The organism is Pseudomonas sp. ASL4 (assembly GCF_056680395.1).
Window position 1 is genome coordinate 1,918,008 of sequence record NZ_CM155280.1, and the last position, 19,854, is coordinate 1,937,861.

At 58.1% G+C, this 19,854-nt stretch carries 21 protein-coding genes and 1 other RNA gene; 15 read left to right on the forward strand and 7 right to left on the reverse strand.

The genetic code is table 11. The annotated features are described in order from the left end of the window. The first annotated feature begins 197 nt into the window (after positions 1-197). Together AC1MEW_RS08715 and AC1MEW_RS08720 are read left to right on the forward strand one after the other, a co-directional pair. Complete coding sequence (locus tag AC1MEW_RS08715; RefSeq protein ID WP_322269617.1) at positions 198-842, forward strand: MBL fold metallo-hydrolase; 645 nt, start codon at positions 198-200, stop codon at positions 840-842. Positions 843-943: 101 nt separating this feature from the next. Beyond that, positions 944-1,666 carry a YiaD family glycine zipper/OmpA-like lipoprotein gene (locus AC1MEW_RS08720; protein ID WP_480426070.1) on the forward strand — a complete coding sequence of 241 codons (723 nt, stop codon included), beginning with the start codon at positions 944-946 and terminating at the stop codon, positions 1,664-1,666. A 265-nt stretch (positions 1,667-1,931) separates the two neighbouring features. Here AC1MEW_RS08720 and AC1MEW_RS08725 read toward each other — a convergent pair whose 3' ends face one another. After that, complete coding sequence (locus AC1MEW_RS08725; protein ID WP_201206586.1) at positions 1,932-2,366, reverse strand: Z-ring associated ZapG family protein; 435 nt, start codon at positions 2,364-2,366, stop codon at positions 1,932-1,934. A 144-nt stretch (positions 2,367-2,510) separates the two neighbouring features. Here AC1MEW_RS08725 and AC1MEW_RS08730 point away from each other — a divergent pair, with 144 nt between their 5' ends. From AC1MEW_RS08730 to zapE, 3 genes are all read left to right on the forward strand, one after another. After that, positions 2,511-3,140, forward strand: coding sequence for an alpha/beta hydrolase (locus tag AC1MEW_RS08730; RefSeq protein WP_322269612.1), 630 nt, complete (start codon positions 2,511-2,513; stop codon positions 3,138-3,140). 24 nt (positions 3,141-3,164) lie between these two features. Then, on the forward strand, positions 3,165-4,520 hold the full coding sequence (locus AC1MEW_RS08735) for a tryptophan--tRNA ligase (protein WP_480426073.1): 1,356 nt from the start codon (positions 3,165-3,167) through the stop codon (positions 4,518-4,520). Positions 4,521-4,611: 91 nt separating this feature from the next. Continuing rightward, positions 4,612-5,706 carry a cell division protein ZapE gene (gene zapE / locus AC1MEW_RS08740; protein ID WP_201206579.1) on the forward strand — a complete coding sequence of 365 codons (1,095 nt, stop codon included), beginning with the start codon at positions 4,612-4,614 and terminating at the stop codon, positions 5,704-5,706. Positions 5,707-5,916: 210 nt separating this feature from the next. On the opposite strand, the gene AC1MEW_RS08745 is transcribed toward zapE, so the two are convergent. Further along, positions 5,917-6,813, reverse strand: coding sequence for a GlxA family transcriptional regulator (locus AC1MEW_RS08745; protein WP_201206796.1), 897 nt, complete (start codon positions 6,811-6,813; stop codon positions 5,917-5,919). A gap of 243 nt (positions 6,814-7,056) precedes the next feature. Between AC1MEW_RS08745 and AC1MEW_RS08750 the strand changes: the two genes are divergently transcribed. Beyond that, a complete protein-coding gene (locus AC1MEW_RS08750; protein ID WP_201206577.1) occupies positions 7,057-8,193 on the forward strand; it encodes an acyl-CoA dehydrogenase family protein in 1,137 nt (378 codons plus the stop codon). 103 nt (positions 8,194-8,296) lie between these two features. Here the strand turns inward: AC1MEW_RS08750 and AC1MEW_RS08755 are convergent, their stop codons facing one another. Then, positions 8,297-9,337 carry an NADP(H)-dependent aldo-keto reductase gene (locus AC1MEW_RS08755; protein ID WP_480426076.1) on the reverse strand — a complete coding sequence of 347 codons (1,041 nt, stop codon included), beginning with the start codon at positions 9,335-9,337 and terminating at the stop codon, positions 8,297-8,299. A 245-nt stretch (positions 9,338-9,582) separates the two neighbouring features. Between AC1MEW_RS08755 and rplM the strand changes: the two genes are divergently transcribed. The 7 genes from rplM (at position 9,583) to AC1MEW_RS08790 (ending at position 14,470) form a co-directional block, all read left to right on the forward strand. Next, the gene (gene rplM / locus AC1MEW_RS08760; protein WP_007905295.1) at positions 9,583-10,011 is read left to right on the forward strand and encodes a 50S ribosomal protein L13; all 429 of its coding nucleotides are present in this window, start codon (positions 9,583-9,585) and stop codon (positions 10,009-10,011) included. Positions 10,012-10,025: 14 nt separating this feature from the next. Beyond that, the gene (rpsI, locus tag AC1MEW_RS08765; RefSeq protein ID WP_003216038.1) at positions 10,026-10,418 is read left to right on the forward strand and encodes a 30S ribosomal protein S9; all 393 of its coding nucleotides are present in this window, start codon (positions 10,026-10,028) and stop codon (positions 10,416-10,418) included. A 267-nt stretch (positions 10,419-10,685) separates the two neighbouring features. Continuing rightward, positions 10,686-11,279, forward strand: coding sequence for a ubiquinol-cytochrome c reductase iron-sulfur subunit (gene petA / locus AC1MEW_RS08770; protein ID WP_480426078.1), 594 nt, complete (start codon positions 10,686-10,688; stop codon positions 11,277-11,279). Continuing rightward, positions 11,279-12,490 carry a cytochrome b gene (locus AC1MEW_RS08775; protein WP_054045582.1) on the forward strand — a complete coding sequence of 404 codons (1,212 nt, stop codon included), beginning with the start codon at positions 11,279-11,281 and terminating at the stop codon, positions 12,488-12,490. The genes petA and AC1MEW_RS08775 overlap by 1 nt, the downstream gene beginning before the upstream one ends. After that, complete coding sequence (locus AC1MEW_RS08780) at positions 12,490-13,272, forward strand: cytochrome c1 (RefSeq protein WP_201206571.1); 783 nt, start codon at positions 12,490-12,492, stop codon at positions 13,270-13,272. The genes AC1MEW_RS08775 and AC1MEW_RS08780 overlap by 1 nt, the downstream gene beginning before the upstream one ends. Positions 13,273-13,422: 150 nt before the next feature. Further along, complete coding sequence (locus AC1MEW_RS08785) at positions 13,423-14,040, forward strand: glutathione S-transferase N-terminal domain-containing protein (RefSeq protein ID WP_201193598.1); 618 nt, start codon at positions 13,423-13,425, stop codon at positions 14,038-14,040. Positions 14,041-14,056: 16 nt separating this feature from the next. Continuing rightward, positions 14,057-14,470 carry a ClpXP protease specificity-enhancing factor gene (locus AC1MEW_RS08790; RefSeq protein WP_054045578.1) on the forward strand — a complete coding sequence of 138 codons (414 nt, stop codon included), beginning with the start codon at positions 14,057-14,059 and terminating at the stop codon, positions 14,468-14,470. A 166-nt stretch (positions 14,471-14,636) separates the two neighbouring features. On the opposite strand, the gene AC1MEW_RS08795 is transcribed toward AC1MEW_RS08790, so the two are convergent. The 4 genes from AC1MEW_RS08795 to AC1MEW_RS08810 all read right to left on the reverse strand — a co-directional run bounded on the left by AC1MEW_RS08795 (position 14,637) and on the right by AC1MEW_RS08810 (position 18,086). Further along, the gene (locus AC1MEW_RS08795) at positions 14,637-15,218 is read right to left on the reverse strand and encodes a BON domain-containing protein (protein WP_201206569.1); all 582 of its coding nucleotides are present in this window, start codon (positions 15,216-15,218) and stop codon (positions 14,637-14,639) included. Continuing rightward, positions 15,215-15,808 carry a phosphoheptose isomerase gene (locus AC1MEW_RS08800; RefSeq protein WP_007904374.1) on the reverse strand — a complete coding sequence of 198 codons (594 nt, stop codon included), beginning with the start codon at positions 15,806-15,808 and terminating at the stop codon, positions 15,215-15,217. The genes AC1MEW_RS08795 and AC1MEW_RS08800 overlap by 4 nt, the downstream gene beginning before the upstream one ends. 104 nt (positions 15,809-15,912) lie before the next feature. Next, a complete protein-coding gene (locus AC1MEW_RS08805) occupies positions 15,913-16,275 on the reverse strand; it encodes a YraN family protein (RefSeq protein ID WP_201206566.1) in 363 nt (120 codons plus the stop codon). Further along, positions 16,275-18,086 carry a penicillin-binding protein activator gene (locus tag AC1MEW_RS08810; RefSeq protein WP_201206564.1) on the reverse strand — a complete coding sequence of 604 codons (1,812 nt, stop codon included), beginning with the start codon at positions 18,084-18,086 and terminating at the stop codon, positions 16,275-16,277. The genes AC1MEW_RS08805 and AC1MEW_RS08810 overlap by 1 nt, the downstream gene beginning before the upstream one ends. Positions 18,087-18,263: 177 nt before the next feature. Here AC1MEW_RS08810 and rsmI point away from each other — a divergent pair, with 177 nt between their 5' ends. Further along, positions 18,264-19,169 (forward strand): 16S rRNA (cytidine(1402)-2'-O)-methyltransferase, encoded by a 906-nt coding sequence (gene rsmI / locus AC1MEW_RS08815; RefSeq protein ID WP_185058240.1) that lies wholly within the window; start codon positions 18,264-18,266, stop codon positions 19,167-19,169. Between the two features lie 75 nt (positions 19,170-19,244). Continuing rightward, positions 19,245-19,598, forward strand: an RNA gene (rnpB, locus tag AC1MEW_RS08820) — RNase P RNA component class A. Positions 19,599-19,854 lie beyond the last annotated feature (256 nt).

The following is a 19,854-nucleotide window of genomic DNA, read 5'->3' on the forward strand; positions in this document are numbered from 1 at the left end:
TGCGCTGCGGCCCTTCCTGGATGCGACCGCTACAAAAGTCCGATTTTGCACCAGAAACGATATGTTTGACATCATCTGGCCACTACTTTTTTGATTGATGGCGTCAAATAACTGGCCTGGCGATCTGTATCGGCGAGTGGCGTAGAATCCTGAAACCATCTTCACTGCCTTCCGTCCAATACAGGCCATCGATTTCCATGACCGTTCCCAGTTCCGTGCTCATCCGCGAAACCTTCCCCGTCGGCCCTTTGCAATGCAATTGCACAATCATCGGTGACCCGATTACCAAAAAGGCCATCGTCGTCGACCCGGGTGGAAACCACGAATTGATCCTCGCTCGCCTCGATGCCCTTGGCCTGAAAGTCGTCAGCATCATCCACACCCACGCGCACCTCGATCACTTCCTGGCCTCCGGTCAGTTGAAGGAAAAGACCGGCGCGACGTTGCACCTGCACAAAGAGGATCAGTTCCTGTGGGACAACCTGGAAATGCAATGCCAGATGTTCGGCGTGCCTTACACTCCGGTGCCACCGCCGGATCTCTGGTTGGCCGATGATGAAGAGCTGGCTTGTGGTTGTGGCGTGGCGATTCACACGCCGGGGCATACGCCAGGTTCCATGAGCTTTTGGTTTTCAGAGGCTAAGCTGCTGATTGCCGGTGACACGTTGTTCCGTCGCGGGGTAGGGCGCACGGACTTGTGGGGCGGCGATCAGGCGACCATCGTGCGCTCGATCAAGCAGCGGCTGTATACCCTCGACGAGGAAGCGACCGTGGTGACCGGGCATGGTCCGGACACGTGTCTGGGCGATGAAATGCGCGGTAACCCCTTTGTTCGGGCATGACGGTCAGCGATTGAATTTTTTTCGTCTGCGATGATCCAACGCCCGCGATGGTCTATTGCCAACGTCCGTTGCACCACAGAATGCAAAAGTAGGAGCTCTTCATGTTCACCACGCCTCGCTTGATTATTGTTGCTACCGCTGTGGCCTTGTTGGCCGGTTGCGCTTCACCCAATCCTTATGACAATCAGGGCCAGGCCGACGGATCGTCTGGCGTGAGCAAAACCGCCAAGTACGGTGGGCTCGGCGCCCTGGCCGGTGCATTGGCCGGTGCTGCGATCGATCACAACAACCGTGGCAAGGGCGCGCTGATTGGCGCTGCCGTGGTAGGTGCCTCCGCTGCCGGTTACGGTTACTACGCCGACAAGCAGGAAGCCAAGCTGCGGGCCAGCATGGCCAACACTGGGGTTGAAGTGCAGCGCCAGGGCGATCAAATCAAACTGATCATGCCGGGCAACATCACGTTCGCTACCGATTCGGCGAACATCGCTCCAAGCTTCTATCAGCCGCTGAACAACCTGGCGGGCTCGCTCAAGGAGTTCAACCAAAACCAGATCGAGATCGTCGGCTTCACCGACAGCACCGGCAGCCGTCAGCACAACATGGACCTGTCCCAGCGTCGGGCCCAGAGCGTGGCGACTTACCTGACGTCCCAAGGCGTGAGCGGCGCCAACCTGTCTGCACTCGGTGCCGGGCCGGATAACCCGATTGCCAGCAATGGCGACGTCAATGGCCGGGCGCAGAACCGTCGGGTTGAAGTCAACCTGAAGGCGATTCCGGGTCAGCAGTATCAGCAACCGGGGCAGCCTGTTCAGCAGTACCAGTAACAACCTGACTGAACCCCAGGTATAAAAAAGCCCGCCCGATTCTCAGCAGATCGGGCGGGCTTTTTTTGGTGTCAGTTCGGCCGCCATCGCGAGCAAGCTCGCTCCCACAGGAGCCTGGGTGTACACAAAATCTGTGTTCACACCGATCGACTGCGGGAGCGAGCTTGCTCGCGATGAGGCCCTGACAGGCGACCAAACAGCCAGCCACAAAAAAGCCCTCGGACGATCACTCATCCGAGGGCTTTTTGTATCGCGCGAAACCTGATTACTTCTTCAGGCCGTAATGCTCATCAAGCATGCCTGGCGCGTTCGGGGCTTTTGGCGCGTAGTCGCGAGGCGGCTCCTGATTGCGCGGCGGCGTCAGGCGTTCCCGTGGTGCCACGGAGGCGTCGGCGTGCAGGGCGGCCAGCAAGCGTTGGCGGGTCTGCTCGTCCAGGGCCAGGCGGTTGGCGCCCTCGGCGAGATGATCCTGCACTTCCTGGTAGCTCGCAGTCAGTTTCTTGACCAGTGTTGCAGTGCTGTTGAAGTGGGTGACCACCTCGTTCTGATAACTGTCGAAACGTTCCTGAATGTCATCCAGCTGACGTTGCGTGCGGTTAGGCGCGGCATTCGGCACCAGACGAGCGACCAGGAATCCAAGGGCGACACCCACAACCAGGGCAAGAGTCGGCAACAACCAAACTAAGAGCGAGTGTTCCACGAGTCCTTCCTCTATAAACGGCTTTGCTTTACGTTAACGGCTCGAACCTGCGCTGTATACCGCGATTCACTCGCAATAGATTGGCACAGACAATTTGCTAGACGAGTCGACCCGATTCGAGGTCACGGAGTTCCTTCCTTGCTTATGCGCGAAACCCCTGTAGTGATTGATGGCCCTGTCGGCCAACTGGAAGCTTTGTACCTGGATAACGAACAGCCCCGCGGTGTGGCGCTAATCTGCCATCCGAACCCGGTGCAGGGCGGCACCATGCTCAATAAAGTCGTGTCGACCTTGCAACGCACCGCCCGGGATGCCGGTTTGATTACCTTGCGCTTCAACTATCGCGGCGTCGGCGCCAGCGAAGGTAGCCACGATATGGGTACCGGCGAAGTCGACGACGCTCAAGCGGCGGCCGAATGGCTGCGGGCCAAACACCCCGAGTTGCCACTGACCCTGTTCGGTTTCTCCTTTGGCGGTTTTGTTGCAGCAAGTCTCGGTGGACGCCTGGAAGCCAAAGGCGAGCAGCTCAAGCATTTGTTCATGGTTGCGCCGGCGGTCATGCGCCTCGGCGAGCAGGATCAACTACCGCAACTCGGCGAGTTGACCTTGATCCAGCCGGAAACCGACGAAGTCATCGATCCCCAGCTCGTCTACGACTGGTCCGAGAAACTCGATCGCCCCCATGAGCTGCTGAAAGTGGCAGAATGCGGACACTTTTTTCATGGCAAGCTGACCGATCTCAAGGATCTGATCTTGCCGCGTCTTTCGAATTGATTGCAGTCTGACAAGCGATTACCCATGACGACTCGTACCCGTATCCTCACCGGCATCACCACCACCGGCACGCCGCACCTGGGCAACTACGCCGGCGCCATCCGCCCGGCGATCGTCGCCAGCCGTGACAGCAATGCCGATTCGTTCTACTTTCTGGCCGACTACCACGCCCTGATCAAATGCGATGACCCGCTGCGCATTCAGCGTTCGCGTCTGGAAATCGCCGCGACCTGGCTGGCCGGCGGCCTGGATGTCGACCGTGTGACGTTCTATCGCCAGTCCGACATCCCGGAAATCCCCGAACTGACCTGGCTGCTGACCTGCGTCGCCGCCAAGGGCCTGCTCAACCGCGCCCACGCCTACAAGGCTTCGGTGGACAAGAACGTCGAAACCGGTGAAGACCCGGACGCTGGCATCACCATGGGCTTGTACAGCTACCCGGTGCTGATGGCCGCGGACATTCTGATGTTCAACGCCCACAAGGTGCCGGTCGGTCGTGACCAGATCCAGCACGTGGAAATGGCCCGCGATATCGGCCAGCGCTTCAACCATCTGTTCGGTCAGGGCAAAGAATTCTTCACCATGCCGGAAGCGTTGATCGAAGAAAGCGTTGCCACACTGCCAGGCCTCGACGGTCGCAAGATGTCGAAGAGCTACGACAACACCATTCCGTTGTTCAGCAGCGCCAAGGAAATGAAAGACGCGATTTCGCGGATCGTCACCGACTCCCGTGCGCCGGGCGAAGCCAAAGATCCGGATAACTCGCACCTGTTCACTCTGTTCCAGGCCTTCGCCACGCCGGCGCAGTCCGACGAATTCCGCAGCGAACTGTTGCAGGGCCTGGGCTGGGGCGAGGCGAAGAATCGTCTGTTCCAGTTGCTCGACAGCGAGCTGGGTGAATCCCGCGAGCGCTATCACCAGTTGATCGAGCGCCCGGCAGACCTGGAAGACATCCTGCAGATCGGCGCCAAAAAGGCTCGTTCGGTAGCGACGCCGTTCCTCCACGAGCTGCGCGAAGCGGTTGGCCTGCGTTCTTTCGTGGCCCAAACCCAAGTCGCGGCGACCACCAAGAAGAAAGCCGCGAAAGCCGCGCGTTTCGTCAGCTTCCGCGAAGACGACGGCAGTTTCCGCTTTCGTCTGCTGGCGGCCGATGGTGAGCAACTGCTGCTGTCGCGCAACTTCGCCGACGGCAAAACCGCCGGCCAGGTGACCAAGCAATTGCAAGCCGGCCAGCCACTGGACGTGCGCAGCGAAGACCTGAGCTTCAGCGTCTGGCTGGAAGGCGAGTGCGTGGCCGACAGCGCAACCTTCGCTGACAGCGCCGCTCGCGACGTGGCCATCGACGCCCTGCGCGTGGCACTGACGCCGGTTCAGGAATAAATCAGCGGCGCGGCCCGACCAAGGGCTGATTGCCATTCTCACGGGCCGTCGCTACAGTGGCGGCCCGTTTTTGTTGCCTTGCTAACGAATTATGACGCCCCTAGAACGATATCAAGCTGATCTGAAACGCCCGGACTTCTTCCATGACGCTGCGCAGGAAACGGCCGTGCGTCATTTGCAGCGCCTGTACGACGATCTGGTCGCGGCCTCGCAGAGCAAGCCAGGCCTGTTCGGCAAACTGTTTGGCAAGAAAGACCAGGCGCCGGTCAAGGGCCTGTACTTCTGGGGCGGCGTTGGCCGTGGCAAGACCTACCTGGTCGACACCTTCTTCGAAGCCCTGCCGTTCAAGGAAAAGACTCGGACGCACTTCCACCGCTTCATGAAGCGCGTGCACGAAGAAATGAAGACCCTTGGCGGCGAGAGAAACCCGCTGACCATCATCGCCAAGCGCTTCTCCGACGAGTCGCGGGTGATCTGTTTCGATGAATTCTTCGTCTCCGACATCACCGACGCCATGATCCTCGGCACGTTGATGGAAGAGCTGTTCAAGAACGGCGTGACCCTGGTTGCGACCTCGAACATCGTGCCGGACGGTTTGTACAAGGACGGCCTGCAACGTGCGCGCTTCCTGCCGGCCATTGCGCTGATCAAGCAGAACACCGACATCGTCAACGTCGACAGCGGCGTCGATTATCGTCTGCGTCACCTTGAGCAGGCCGAGCTGTTCCACTTCCCGCTCGACGACGCGTCCCATGAGAGCTTGCGCAAGAGCTTCCGGGCCCTGACGCCGGAATGCACGGCCGCGACCGAAGACGACGTGTTGATGATCGAGAACCGCGAAATCCGTGCCTTGCGCACCTGTGATGACGTGGCCTGGTTCGACTTCCGCGAACTGTGCGACGGCCCGCGCAGCCAGAACGATTACATCGAACTGGGCAAGATCTTCCACGCCGTGTTGCTCAGCGGTGTCGAACAGATGAACGTCACCACCGACGACATCGCCCGGCGCTTTATCAACATGGTCGACGAGTTCTACGACCGTAACGTGAAGCTGATCATTTCTGCGGAAGTCGAGCTCAAAGACCTCTACACCGGCGGTCGTTTGAATTTCGAGTTCCAGCGGACTCTGAGTCGTTTGCTGGAGATGCAGTCGCACGAATTCCTGTCGCGGGCGCATAAGCCGTAGAACGATTCGGAAGATAAAAAAGGGCCTGCAGATGCAGGCCCTTTTTTTGTGCGCTGATAATCCCTTGTGGGAGCGGGCTTGTGTGGCGAGGGAGCTTGCTCCCGCTGGGTCGCGCAGCGGCCCCAAAAAAGCTTTGCGACTGCTTCGCAGCCGAGCGGGAGCAAGCTCCCTCGCCACACAGGCCCGCTCCCACATTGGATCTCTGGTGTGTCAGGCAGCCTGCTGAAACTGCTGCCGATACTGGTTTGGCGACAGCTCGGTGTGCTGGCGGAACAGCCGCGCAAAGAAGCTCGCATCGTCGTAACCGACCTCATAACTGATGGTCTTGATGCTTTTGCGGCTGGCGGACAACAAGCCCTTGGCGGTTTCAATGCGCAGGCGTTGCAGGTAATGCAACGGTTTGTCGCCAGTGGCGGTCTGGAAACGGCGCATGAAGTTGCGGATGCTCATGCCGTGCTCTCGTGCGACATCTTCGAAGCGGAACTTGTCGGCAAAGTGTTCTTCGAGCCAGTGCTGGATCTGCAGGATGATCACGTCCTGGTGCAACTTCTGTCCGCCGAAACCGATCCGTCCTGGCGCATAGTTGCGCTGCACTTCATACAGGATGTCCCGGGCCACGGCCTGGGCCACGTTGGCGCCGCAAAACCGTTCGATCAGATAGATGTAGAGGTCGCACGCCGAGGTCGTGCCGCCGGCGCAAAACAGGTTGTCGGCGTCGGTCAGGTGCTTGTCCTGATTGAGTTGAACCTGCGGGAAGCGCTCTGCAAACGCATTGAAGAAGCGCCAGTACGTAGTCGCTTCCTTGCCATCGAGCAACCCGGCTTCCGCCAGCCAGAACACCCCGGTCGCTTCGCCGCACAGCACCGCGCCCCGGGCGTGTTGTTCGCGCAGCCACGGCAGCACCTGTGGGTAACGTTTGCAGAGTGTGTCGAAATCGTCCCAGAAGGCCGGGAGGATGATGATGTCAGCATTTTCCAGGCCGCCGTCCACCGGCATGATCACATCGCTGAAGCTGTTCACTGATTTGCCATCGGGACTGACCAGCCGGGTTTCGAACGCCGGTGTCAGGCCGTGGCCCAGTTGTTTGCCGTAGCGCAGGCTGGCCAGATGGAAGAAATCCTTGGCTTGCATGAGGGTGGAAGCGAAAACCCGGTCGATAGCCAGGATGCTGACGCGCCGTAAAGGCGTGGAGACTTGGTTAGACATAATTCAACTTTATTCTTATAGGGGAAAGTGGTCACCAGACGGCTGGATCGTCTTATTTTTTGTCTGATGTGTCCAGTGTCCTGTATCGCAAGCGCGGCTTAGTCTCTGAGGTCAACTCCTCCCAACAACCACGACAGGTGCCGCATGATCCCCAGAACCTTGTTCAGTTCCGAGCACGAACTTTTTCGCGACAGCGTGCGAACGTTCCTCGAAAAAGAGGCTGTGCCGTTCCATGGGCAATGGGAAAAGCAGGGTTACATCGACCGCAAGCTCTGGAACAAGGCGGGGGAGGCGGGGATGCTCTGCTCGCATCTGCCGGAGGAATATGGCGGGCTGGGGGCGGACTTTCTCTACAGCGCGGTGGTGATCGAAGAGGTCGGTCGTCTCGGCCTGACCGGGATCGGTTTCTCGCTGCATTCGGACATCGTGGCGCCGTACATCCTGCATTACGGCAGCGAAGCGTTGAAGCACAAGTACCTGCCGAAATTGGTGTCTGGCGAAATGGTAACGGCGATTGCCATGACCGAGCCTGGCGCCGGTTCCGACCTGCAAGGGGTGAAGACCACCGCCGTGCTGGACGGCGACGAGTATGTGATCAATGGCTCGAAGACCTTCATCACCAATGGCTTTCTGGCGGATCTGGTGATCGTCGTCGCCAAGACCGATCCGAAGGCCGGGGCCAAGGGCACTAGCTTGTTTCTGGTGGAAGCCAATACGCCGGGCTTTGCCAAGGGCAAGCGTCTGGAAAAAGTCGGCATGAAGGCCCAAGACACCTCGGAGCTGTTCTTCCAGGATGTGCGGGTGCCCAAGGAAAACCTGTTGGGTCAGGCCGGGGCAGGGTTCGCCTACCTGATGCAGGAATTGCCGCAGGAACGCCTTACCGTCGCCATCGGCGGGCTGGCTTCGGCAGAAGCGGCGTTGCAATGGACGCTGGATTACACCCGTGAGCGCAAGGCCTTTGGGAAGGCGATTGCAGACTTCCAGAACACCCGTTTCAAACTGGCGGAGATGGCCACCGAGATTCAGATTGGCCGGGTCTTCGTCGATAAGTGCCTGGAACTGCACCTGCAAGGCAAACTCGATGTGCCTACCGCAGCGATGGCCAAGTACTGGGGCACGGACCTGCAATGCAAGGTACTCGACGAGTGCGTGCAATTGCATGGCGGTTACGGGTACATGTGGGAATACCCGATAGCTCGGGCGTGGGCGGATGCGCGGGTGCAGCGGATCTATGCGGGGACCAACGAAATCATGAAGGAGATTATTGCGCGGTCGCTTTGATCTGCGGTGACTGTTAGGCCGTCATCGCGGGCAAGCCACGCTCCCACAGAGGATCACAAACCTGTGGGAGCGTGGCTTGCCCGCGATTGGGTCTATAGATCAATCAAGGAGCAGGATTCGGGTGATCCTTGTGAATCGCCTCGATTCCCGCCAGCACTTCGTCGGAAAGCTTCAGCTCGAAACTCGCTATGTTGCTATCCAGTTGCTCAAGCGTCGTGGCGCCGATGATGTTGCTGGTCACGAACGGCTGCGCCGTCACGAATGCCAGCGCCATCTGCGCCGGGTCCAGACCGTGTTCACGGGCCAGTGCTACGTAACGGCTGCACGCTGCTTCCGACTGCGCGTTGAAATAGCGGCTGAAGCGGCTGTAGAGGCTCAGGCGGCCCTTTGCCGGACGTGCACCACCTTCGTACTTGCCCGACAGGAAGCCGAACGCCAGCGGCGAATAGGCCAGCAAGCCGCACTGTTCGCGAATGGCGATTTCCGCCAGGCCGACATCGAAGCTGCGGTTGAGCAGGTTGTACGGGTTCTGGATCGACACGGCGCGCGGCCAGCCACGGGCTTCGGCCAGGGCGAGGAAGCGCATGGTGCCCCACGGCGTTTCGTTGGACAGGCCGATGTGGCGAATTTTGCCGGCCTTGACCTGCTCGTCCAGCGCTTCGAGGGTGTCTTCGAGCGGGGTGAGGTTGGCTTCGATCTTGTGCTTGTAGCCCAGTTGGCCGAAGAAATTGGTGCTGCGTTCCGGCCAGTGCAATTGATAGAGGTCGATGTAGTCGGTCTGCAAGCGCTTGAGGCTGGCATCCACCGCTTCGGTGATGTGCTGGCGGTTGTGCCGCAGGTTTTTGTCGCGGATGTAATCGATGGTGTTGCCGGGGCCGGCGATCTTGCTCGCCAGGATCCAGTCGGCACGATCACCACGGCTTTTGAAGTAATTGCCGATGTAGCGCTCGGTGGTGGCGTAGGTTTCGGCCTTGGGCGGCACCGGGTACATTTCGGCGGTGTCGATGAAATTGATCCCGGCGCTTTTGGCCCGTTCAATCTGGGCGAAGGCTTCAGCCTCGCTGTTTTGCTCGCCCCAGGTCATGGTTCCGAGACAGATTGCACTCACGTTCAGATTGGTTCGGCCTAGCTGGCGATAGTCCATCGGGTGCTCCTTGGGCAAAACAATCATAAAAGCAGGTTGAAATATTTTTCGCAATCTGCATAATTGCGCACCTCTTTCTGCAGTGGAAGTGATGCGCCGCCGCCGAAGAATCTTGCCGTTGAACGGACGCGCCGACCCGAGCCCCCGAAAGCGTCTGTATCCGGCTGCCTTTGACTTGTCAAAGTACGCACTATTCAGTAAGATCCGCCGTCTAATTTACAGGGCGGCCCCTGAGGCTATAAAGAATGAAAACTTTTACTGCTAAACCGGAAACAGTACAGCGCGACTGGTTTGTCGTCGACGCTGCAGGTCAGACCCTGGGTCGTCTGGCCACCGAAATCGCGAGCCGTCTGCGTGGCAAGCATAAAGCTGAGTACACTCCTCACGTTGATACCGGCGATTACATCGTCGTTATCAATGCCGAGCAGATTCGTGTAACTGGTGCTAAAACCACCGACAAGATCTACTACTCCCACTCCGGTTTCCCGGGCGGCATCAAGTCGATCAACTTCGAAAAGCTGATCGCTAAAGCCCCTGAGCGCGTGATCGAGACCGCGGTCAAAGGCATGCTGCCTAAGAACCCGCTGGGTCGCGACATGTATCGTAAGCTGAAAGTCTATGCGGGCGCTGTACACCCTCATACTGCTCAGCAGCCCCAAGAACTGAAGTTTTAACGGAATAGTTCATTATGTCGGCGACTCAAAATTACGGCACTGGCCGTCGCAAGACCGCAACCGCACGCGTTTTCCTGCGTCCGGGTACTGGTAACATCTCCATCAACAACCGCACCCTGGAAAATTTCTTCGGCCGCGAAACTGCCCGCATGGTAGTTCGTCAGCCGCTGGAACTGACTGAGACTGTCGAGAAATTCGACATCTACGTCACCGTGATCGGTGGTGGTGTAAGTGGTCAAGCTGGCGCAATCCGCCACGGTATCACTCGCGCACTGATGCAGTACGACGAAACCCTGCGTGGCGCTCTGCGCAAAGCTGGCTTCGTTACTCGCGATGCTCGTGAAGTTGAACGTAAGAAAGTTGGTCTGCGTAAAGCGCGTAAGCGTCCGCAGTACTCGAAGCGTTAATTCGCTTCCACGTTCAAAAAGAACGCCCATCTCCTCACGGAGCTGGGCGTTTTTTTATGCGTGCGATTTCTCAAAGAATTGCGCTGTGACAACTTGCCACATCCGTAGAGCCCCTATACTGCAAGGCTTGGCAGTGGAGCCCTTGGGTAATTACCTTGTCAGAATTGGGGCTTTTCATTACCATTCGGCAAAATTTTTATAAGTACATAGTTTTAACTTAGTAGATGCCTGATTTAACAGGCCACAAAGCTGATGGGAGAGGACTGAATGAGCAATGACGGCGTGAATGCAGGCCGGCGTCGCTTCTTGGTAGCAGCCACATCCGTGGTGGGTGCTGCAGGAGCGGTGGGGGCTGCGGTCCCGTTCGTGGGGTCATGGTTTCCCAGTGCCAAGGCGAAAGCCGCAGGTGCACCGGTGAAGGTGAATGTCAGCAAAATCGAGCCAGGCCAGCAGATGATTGCTGAGTGGCGCGGTCAGCCAGTATTCATTGTCCGCCGAACCGCGGAAATCCTGGGAAATCTGAAGAAGATCGAAGACCAGCTCTCCGATCCGGACTCCAAGAACTCCACGCAACCAGCGTATGTCGACCCTGAAACGCGTTCGATCAAGCCAGAAATTCTGCTGCTGATCGGTATTTGCACGCACCTGGGTTGCTCGCCGACGTTTCGACCGGAAGTGGCACCTGCGGACCTTGGTCCGAAGTGGGTGGGCGGCTATTTCTGCCCTTGCCACGGTTCCCATTACGATCTGGCTGGTCGCGTCTACAAGTCGCAACCTGCGCCTCTGAACCTGCCAGTTCCCCCGCATTCCTATGAGACCGATGAGATTATTGTCATTGGCGTCGATACGGAGAAAGCGTGATGAGCAAGTTCATGGATTGGGTTGATGCGCGCTTTCCCGCGACCAAAATGTGGGAAGACCATCTCAGCAAGTACTACGCCCCGAAGAACTTCAACTTCTTCTATTTCTTTGGTTCTCTCGCACTGCTCGTTCTGGTCAACCAGATCGTAACCGGTGTCTGGCTGACCATGAGCTACACCCCGTCGGCTGAGGAAGCATTTGCCTCCGTCGAATACATCATGCGCGACGTCGAGTACGGCTCGATCCTGCGTCTGCTGCACTCCACCGGCGCTTCGGCGTTCTTCATCGTGGTCTATCTGCATATGTTTCGTGGCTTGCTCTACGGTTCGTACCAGAAGCCGCGTGAGCTGGTGTGGGTCTTTGGCATGCTGATCTACCTGGCGCTGATGGCCGAAGCTTTCATGGGTTACCTGCTGCCGTGGGGCCAGATGTCCTACTGGGGTGCCCAGGTGATCATCTCGCTGTTCGGTGCGATCCCGGTTATCGGTAACGACCTGACCCAGTGGATCCGTGGTGACTACCTGATTTCCGGTATTACCCTGAACCGCTTCTTCGCCTTGCACGTTGTGGCCCTGCCGATCGTGATCCTCGGTCTGGTGGTATTGCACGTTCTGGCGCTGCACGAAGTCGGCTCGAACAATCCGGACGGCGTGGACATTAAGAAACACAAAGACGAAAACGGCGTACCGCTGGACGGCATTGCCTTCCACCCGTACTACACCGTGAAAGATATCGTCGGCGTGGTGGTGTTCCTGTTCATCTTCTGCTCGATCGTATTCTTCTTCCCGGAAATGGGCGGTTACTTCCTCGAGAAGCCGAACTTTGAAGTGGCCAACGCCTTCAAGACCCCAGAGCACATTGCTCCGGTCTGGTACTTCACACCGTTCTACGCAATCTTGCGGGCGATTCCGGACAAGCTCATGGGTGTTATCGCCATGGGTGCTTCGATTGCCATGCTGTTTGTCCTGCCGTGGCTCGATCGGAGTCCAGTCAAGTCCATGCGCTACAAGGGCTGGCTGAGCAAGATCTGGCTTTGGGTGTTCTGTATCTGTTTCGTGATCCTCGGCGTGCTGGGCGTATTGGCCCCAACCCCTGAGCGTACGCTGGTATCGCAGATTTGCACCTTCCTGTACTTCGCCTACTTCATTCTGATGCCGTTCTACACCAGGCTCGAGAAGACCAAACCGGTTCCGGAAAGGGTGACTGGCTGATGAAAAAGCTATTTGCTGTATTGATTCTTGCTGCCATGCCGATGTTGTCCTTTGCAGCCGAGCACGGTGGTCCCGAGCTGGAAAAAGTCGACATCGACGTTTCCGATAAAGCGGCCATGCAGGACGGCGCGCGTACGTTCGCCAACTATTGCATGGGCTGCCACAGCGCCAAGTTCCAGCGCTATGAGCGCGTTGCCGACGATCTGGGTATTCCTCATGATCTGATGCTGAAAAACCTGGTGTTCACGGGTGCCAAGATCGGCGACCACATGACCATCGGCATGCAGTCTGCAGACGCCAAGGCCTGGTTCGGTGCTGCACCGCCGGACCTGACCCTCGTTGCTCGCGTTCGTGGCACTGACTGGCTCTACGGTTACCTGCGTTCGTTCTATGAAGACCCGGCGCGTCCTTGGGGTGTGAACAACAAGGTTTTCCCGAATGTCGGTATGCCTAACGTGCTGGTCGGCCTGCAAGGTCGTCAGGTAGTCGGCTGCAAACAGGTTCAAATCGTCGAGGACGACAAGAAGCAGTATGATCCGCTGACCGGTACGCCACTGACTCATGAAGCGTGCGATCAGCTGACCATCGTGCCGAAGACCGGTGCTCTGAACGAAGAGCAGTTCAATGAGAAGGTCAAGAATCTGGTAACCTTCCTCGCTTACTCGGCTAACCCGGTTAAGCTGCAACATCAGCGCATCGGTACCTATGTATTGCTGTACCTGGCGTTCTTCTTCGTATTCGCATACTTGCTCAAGCGTGAATACTGGAAAGACGTACATTGATAAAGCTGTAAGCAATTGCTGTTAATCGCGCGCGCCCAGGGGCGTCTCTGAAGGTGTAACGAGTCTGGTGAGCCAGGCGTTACGGGAGGCGTCCTCTGGGCGCGCGCGTTTTTCCGCTTCCGATAATTTCTACAAGCGAGGAGGACCGCCATGGGCGTGACCAATCGGTTGGCCTGTTACTCCGACCCCGCCGACCACTATTCCCACCGAGTACGCATCGTACTTGCAGAGAAGGGTGTCAGCGCCGAGATCATTTACGTGGAAGCTGGTCGTCACCCGCCTAAACTGATCGAAGTGAACCCTTACGGCAGCTTGCCCACCCTGGTCGATCGTGACCTGGCGTTGTGGGAGTCGACCGTGGTGATGGAATATCTGGATGAGCGTTACCCGCACCCGCCTTTACTGCCGGTTTATCCTGTGGCGCGTGCAAATAGCCGTCTGCTGATTCATCGTATTCAGCGTGACTGGTGTGGTCTGGTGGATCTGATTCTGGATTCCCGGTCCAAGGAAGCAGCCCGCGTCGTGGCTCGTAAAGAGCTGCGCGAAAGCCTGACTGGCGTGTCGCCGTTGTTCGCCGACAAGCCGTTTTTCCTCAGCGAGGAACAAAGTCTGGTGGATTGCTGCCTATTGCCAATACTCTGGCGATTGCCGATTCTGGGTATTGAACTGCCGCGGCCTGCCAAGCCGCTGCTTGATTACATGGAGCGCTCTTTCGCGCGTGAGGCTTTCCAGGCGAGTCTGTCTGGTGTCGAACGCGATATGCGCTAAGGCTTAAGGAGCCGCTATGAACTCCAGTCGACCTTATCTGGTCCGCGCGCTCTACGAGTGGATTGTTGATAACGATTGCACCCCGCACATGCTGGTCAATTCCGAATATCCGTCGGTGCAGGTGCCTCAAGGTTTCGCCAGTGATGGACAAATTGTCCTGAACGTTTCGCCGGCAGCCGTGCGTCATTTGCACATGGACAACGAAGCGGTCAGCTTCGAAGGGCGCTTCGGTGGCGTGCCGCACACCCTGTTCGTGCCTATCGCTTCGATCCTGGGCATTTACGCCCGGGAGAACGGCCAAGGCATGGTGTTTGATCTGGAGTCGCCTATGGAAGACGACGAAGAGATCGAGCCGGACGATGATGTTCCGCCACCCGACAACGAACCGCCGCGTCCCAGCGGTCGACCAAGTTTGAAAGTGGTGAAGTAATAAAAAAGGCGATCCGAAAGGATCGCCTTTTTTATTACGTGTAGGAGCAAGGCTTGCTCGCGAAGGCGTCCTCAAGAATGCCATCGTCCTGTAGGCGCACAGCTTGCTGGCGAAGACGATCTTAAGGGCGCCATCGCTTGTAAGCCATGCTCCTACAAGAGGGGCATCAGTCGATGTACTCAAACAGCTTCACAATCTTCTGCACGCCGGCAACGCTCTGAACCAGATTGGTAGCCTGGGCGGCTTCCTGCTTGGTCAGCAGGCCCAGCAGATAAACGATGCCGTTCTCGGTCACGACCTTGATACGCGAACCCGGGATGCTGGCGTCGGCCAGCATCTGGGTCTTGATCTTGGTGGTCAGCCAGGTGTCGTTCTGGCGGGCGATGAATCCGGACGGCGGCAGGATCTGCAGCTCGTTATGGACTGTCTTCACACGCTGGACGGCGGCAGCGGCCTGTTCGGCCTTAGCCTTCAAGTCTGCACTAGGCGTTTGCCCGGCCAGCAGTACAACGCCGTTGAAGCTGGTGACGACGATGTGCGAATCGTTATCCAGCCCTGGATCGGCCTTGGCGACGTTAACGCCAACCTTGGTATCAATCAGGGAGTCGTCGATTTTGCTGCCAAAGGTGCGCGTGCCGCGGTCATCTTCAATCGGTGCTTCACGGCTGGCGTTAACCACCGAGGTGCAGCCGCTGATGCCGACGAGGCACAGGGTCAAGGCCAGAAGGCCTAGGCGATTAGGGGTCATTCTTCACTCCCGAACAGTTGGCTGTCGATCAAGTCGCAAAGGCAATGGATCGCCAGCAGGTGGACTTCCTGAATACGTGCGGTGACATTGGCCGGTACGCGAATCTCGACGTCCTCGGGCAATAGCAGCGACGCCATGCCGCCGCCATCACGACCGGTCAATGCTACGACAATCATTTCGCGATCATGTGCGGCCTGGATCGCTTGAATAATGTTCGCCGAGTTGCCGCTGGTGGAAATCGCCAGCAATACGTCACCCGGCTGGCCGAGGGCGCGGATCTGTTTGGAAAAGATTTCGTTGTAGCTGTAGTCGTTGGCGATCGAGGTGATCGTCGAGCTGTCGGTGGTCAGCGCGATGGCTGGCAGGCTCGGACGCTCGCGTTCGAAGCGGTTGAGCAGCTCCGACGAGAAGTGCTGGGCATCACCGGCAGAGCCGCCGTTGCCGCAGGAAAGCATTTTGCCCTCGTTGAGCAGGGCGTTGACCATCACTTGGCTGGCTTGCTCGATGTGCGGTGCAAGTACGTCCATCGCCTGTTGCTTGGTGTCGATACTGGCCTGAAAAAGCTGGCGAATTCGGGATTGCATGTCCATCTGTGTGACCTTAATTAGCGCGGCTACTCGGCACATGAATGTGCAGCCCGCAAAGCAAAGAGCAAAAGTGTTGGGTGAAGGTGTCCGGTTCGGGGTGCAAGCGATCAGCTGTCGAAGGCATTCTGCATCCAGTTCAACTGATCAAGGCTGCTTTCGATGGCAACCACGTCGAAACGGCAAGGGGAATTGGCCCAACGCGACTCGCGCTGAAGAAAATACTGCGCGGCGAAAATCAGTTTCTGCCGTTTGCGCCCATCGATGCTATCGAGTGCGCCACCCCATTGAGTGTTTTTTCTGTAGCGGACTTCAACGAATACTACTGTATCGCCATCAAGCATGACCAGATCAAGCTCGCCGCGTTTACACAACCAGTTCTGCGCCAGCAGGCGCAGACCGTGTTGTTGAAGATGCTCGAGCGCATGGCGCTCGGCATCTTTACCGCTTTGCTGGCGTGACCTGTCAGGCATTAGCGCGGGGTGTCCGGCAGGCGTTGAATCTGACCATTAACGAACTGTGCCCACGGCAACTGGCGAACCACGCGTTGGTTCTGGGTCATGCCGAGGCTGCCCGATTGACCTTCGATGCGGCTGTCCGGCAAAGCCTTGAGTTGCCCCAGGCGCGGTGCCAGGCGATAGGCGTCAACACCCATTGCGTAAAGGCGACCGAGGCTGCCACCGGCCTGCGGCCATTGTGCAGTGACCTGTTTGCGCAGTGGATCGTTGGCATCCAGTAGCCACGGGGTTTCGCAGAAGCGCACACCGTTCATGTCGTTGTACTGGTTTACATCGCCGCTGGCACTGAACACGTGGGACGTCGCGTAAACCGGGACGTCACCGGCGTACTGGAAGTTCAGGGTTGGTTTGATCTGTTGCGCCTGTTGCGGGGTGGCCGCCAGGAAGATGAACTCGATGTCCTGACGACGGGAAGGCTGGGCGGCGACTTGCGAGCCAACGGTGCTCTGCAGGCTCTTGGCGCGACCTTCGCTCTGGCGCAACTGGAACATGTCAGCAATCTGCTGTGCCAGTTGTACCGGCTGGTCAACACGTTCGACGGCGACAATGCTGCCACCGTTCGCTTGCCAGTCCTGGCTGAATGCCTTCATTACGCGGTCGCCCCATTCGCCTTTTGGCACCATGATGGCAGCACGATGCAAGCCATCGGCGCGAGCGCGGCGGGACACTTCGCGAGCTTCGTCTTCAGCCGCAAGGCCAAACTGGAACAGCTGTGCCGGACCTTGCTCGCCTTCGCTATAGTTCAGCGCCAACGTGGTGATCGGTAGCTGAGGGTGAGCGCTGAGCTGTTTGACCAGCGGCTTCTCCAGCGGGCCAACGACCAGTTGCACGCCATCGGCCTGGGCCTTGCGATAGAACTCGTCCATCGAGGTCAGTTTCGAGCTGTCATAGAACACGATGGCTGGCGGCTTCTGCCCGGCTTGTTGTGCCTGGTAGTGAGCGGCCATGAAACCGTCGCGCAGTGCCTTGCCAACCGCCGCCAACTGGCCTTCTTGTGGCAGCAGCAGAGCAATTTTGCTCAGGGGCTGGCTCGCCAGCTCTTTGAGTTTGGTCAGCGGCAGCGGCAATTGAAGGGCGGCTGGGTGCTTGGGATTCTGTGCGCGCCAGTTGTCGATCGCCGCTTGCTGCTGCTCCAGTGTGCCGGCAGTTTTCACCGCCAGAGCCAGGCCCATCCAGCCACCGAGGTCGTCGGAGGTGGTCGGCTGCAATTGATCTGTGGGCAGCGAGGCGATCAGGATCCAGATCGCTTCGTGGTTTTTGCTGGCTGCTTCACCTTCGAGCATTGGCGCAATAAAGATGCGTTCCCGTGCAGCGGCCAGGGTCTGGCCATCGGCTTCAAGGGCGCGGGCGTGAACGGTGCCGGTGCGTACTTGTTGCTCGACAGGCAGTTCGCCCAAGCGTTGCAGGCTCGGATGGCTCAAGGCAGTCAGCGCCGCTTTGGGCTGATTGCGCACCATGGCCAGTTCAGCCGCCAGAGTGCTGGCGAAGACCTGTTGGCCAGGCTTGAGTTGTTCCATCGGCACCTGTTGCAGGATTTGCGCGGACTGGCCGGCATTGCCCTGACGGTAAGCCAGGTCTGCCGCGCTCAGGCGAAACAGTGCAGCTTGTTCCGGCGTTTTGCTTTGGGCAGCCTTTTCGAGCAATTGCTCGATACTGGCATCCGGGGTGCGTGGAAGTTCGCCAAGGCTGGAGGAGGGCGAGCTGGCGCAAGCCACCAGCAAGGCAGCGAGGCAGAGGGCAGAGAACAGCCGCAGGCAAGCGATCATGTAAGTGTTCCTGATACTCGATCAAATTAGCGTGGAATTGTACCCAAGCGCTGGCCGGGGCGCGATGTTACTGGCGTGAAACCGTCAATTTAGCTCGTGTAAATGTTGCAGTACTGCACAAAAGGCCGAAAAACCAAGGGTGGGTGGGGCGTATCGCGAAAGCTGCTACGCGCTACAATGGCGACTTTTACCGATCATGAGGTGTGCGCTTTGACTGCTCCAGGTGCTTTGAATTCCGCTGCTGGCTCGCTTTATGTGGTGGCGACGCCCATCGGCAACCTGGACGACATCAGTGCCCGTGCGCTGAAAATCCTGCGCGAGGTGGCGTTGATTGCCGCCGAAGACACGCGTCACTCCCAGCGTTTGATGCAGCACTTCGGCATTCCTACGCCGTTGGCCGCCTGCCATGAACACAACGAACGTGATGAAGGTAGCCGCTTTATCACACGCCTGCTGGCCGGCGACGATGTGGCATTGATCTCTGACGCCGGCACGCCGCTGATTTCCGATCCGGGTTATCACCTGGTGCGTCAGGCCCGTGCAGCGGGGATCAATGTGGTGCCAGTGCCCGGCGCTTGCGCGTTGATCGCCGCACTCTCGGCGGCGGGGCTGCCGTCGGATCGCTTCATTTTCGAAGGCTTCCTGCCGGCCAAGGCTGTGGGGCGTCGGGCGCGACTGGAGTTGGTCAAGGAAGAACCGCGCACGCTGATTTTCTACGAGGCTCCGCACCGCATCCTTGAATGCCTGCAAGACATGGAACTGGTATTCGGCGGCGAGCGCCCGGCGTTGTTGGCGCGGGAAATCACTAAAACGTTCGAGACACTCAAGGGGTTGCCGCTCGCCGAGTTGCGTGAGTTTGTCGAGTCCGACAGCAATCAGCAGCGCGGGGAGTGCGTGGTGCTGGTGGCCGGCTGGTCGGCGCCGGAGACGGAAGACGCAGTCAGCAGCGAAGCCATGCGCATCCTCAACCTGTTGCTCGAAGAAATGCCACTCAAGCGCGCCGCCGCCTTGGCCGCGCAAATTACCGGCGAGCGTAAGAATGTTCTGTATCAAGTCGCGCTGGATAAACAGAAGAGCGAGTAAAACCCGACGCGCAGGAGTGGCCAAAGGCTTTTAGCGCTTGTTCTTCGGCCGCTCTGCCGTTAACCTTTGCGGCGGAGAGTCGATTGGACAGTCGCTGCCCTCTATGAAAATTAGGGGGGGGAGGAAAGTCCGGGCTCCATAGGGCGAAGTGCCAGGTAATGCCTGGGAGGCGTGAGCCTACGGAAAGTGCCACAGAAAATAACCGCCTAAGCGCTTCGGCGCCGGTAAGGGTGAAAAGGTGCGGTAAGAGCGCACCGCACGTCTGGCAACAGTTCGTGGCTAGGTAAACCCCACTTGGAGCAAGACCAAATAGGGTCCCAAGGCGTGGCCCGCGCTGGGACCGGGTAGGTTGCTAAAGATGTCCAGTGATGGCCATCGTAGACGAATGACTGTTCAAGACAGAACCCGGCTTACAGATCGACTCTCCACCTTTTTTTCTCCCCTGCTTGAATCATTGAGCAGGGTGCTGGTAGTGGCAATTTCCCTCCTTACATAAACACCAGCAGACCCCCTCTCGTAATACCGAAAAAATCTTACTCTTAACAAATTACTTTAACTTTCGAATGCAGCTATCCGTGCTGATTCAAGTTATTGAGCGAAAACATACGCCAGATTCTCGTTCCCCCTCCTTTTACACTCCTAAATCTCCGTTCTGTAAGGGTTTTCCTTTAATCCGCGCCTTGAC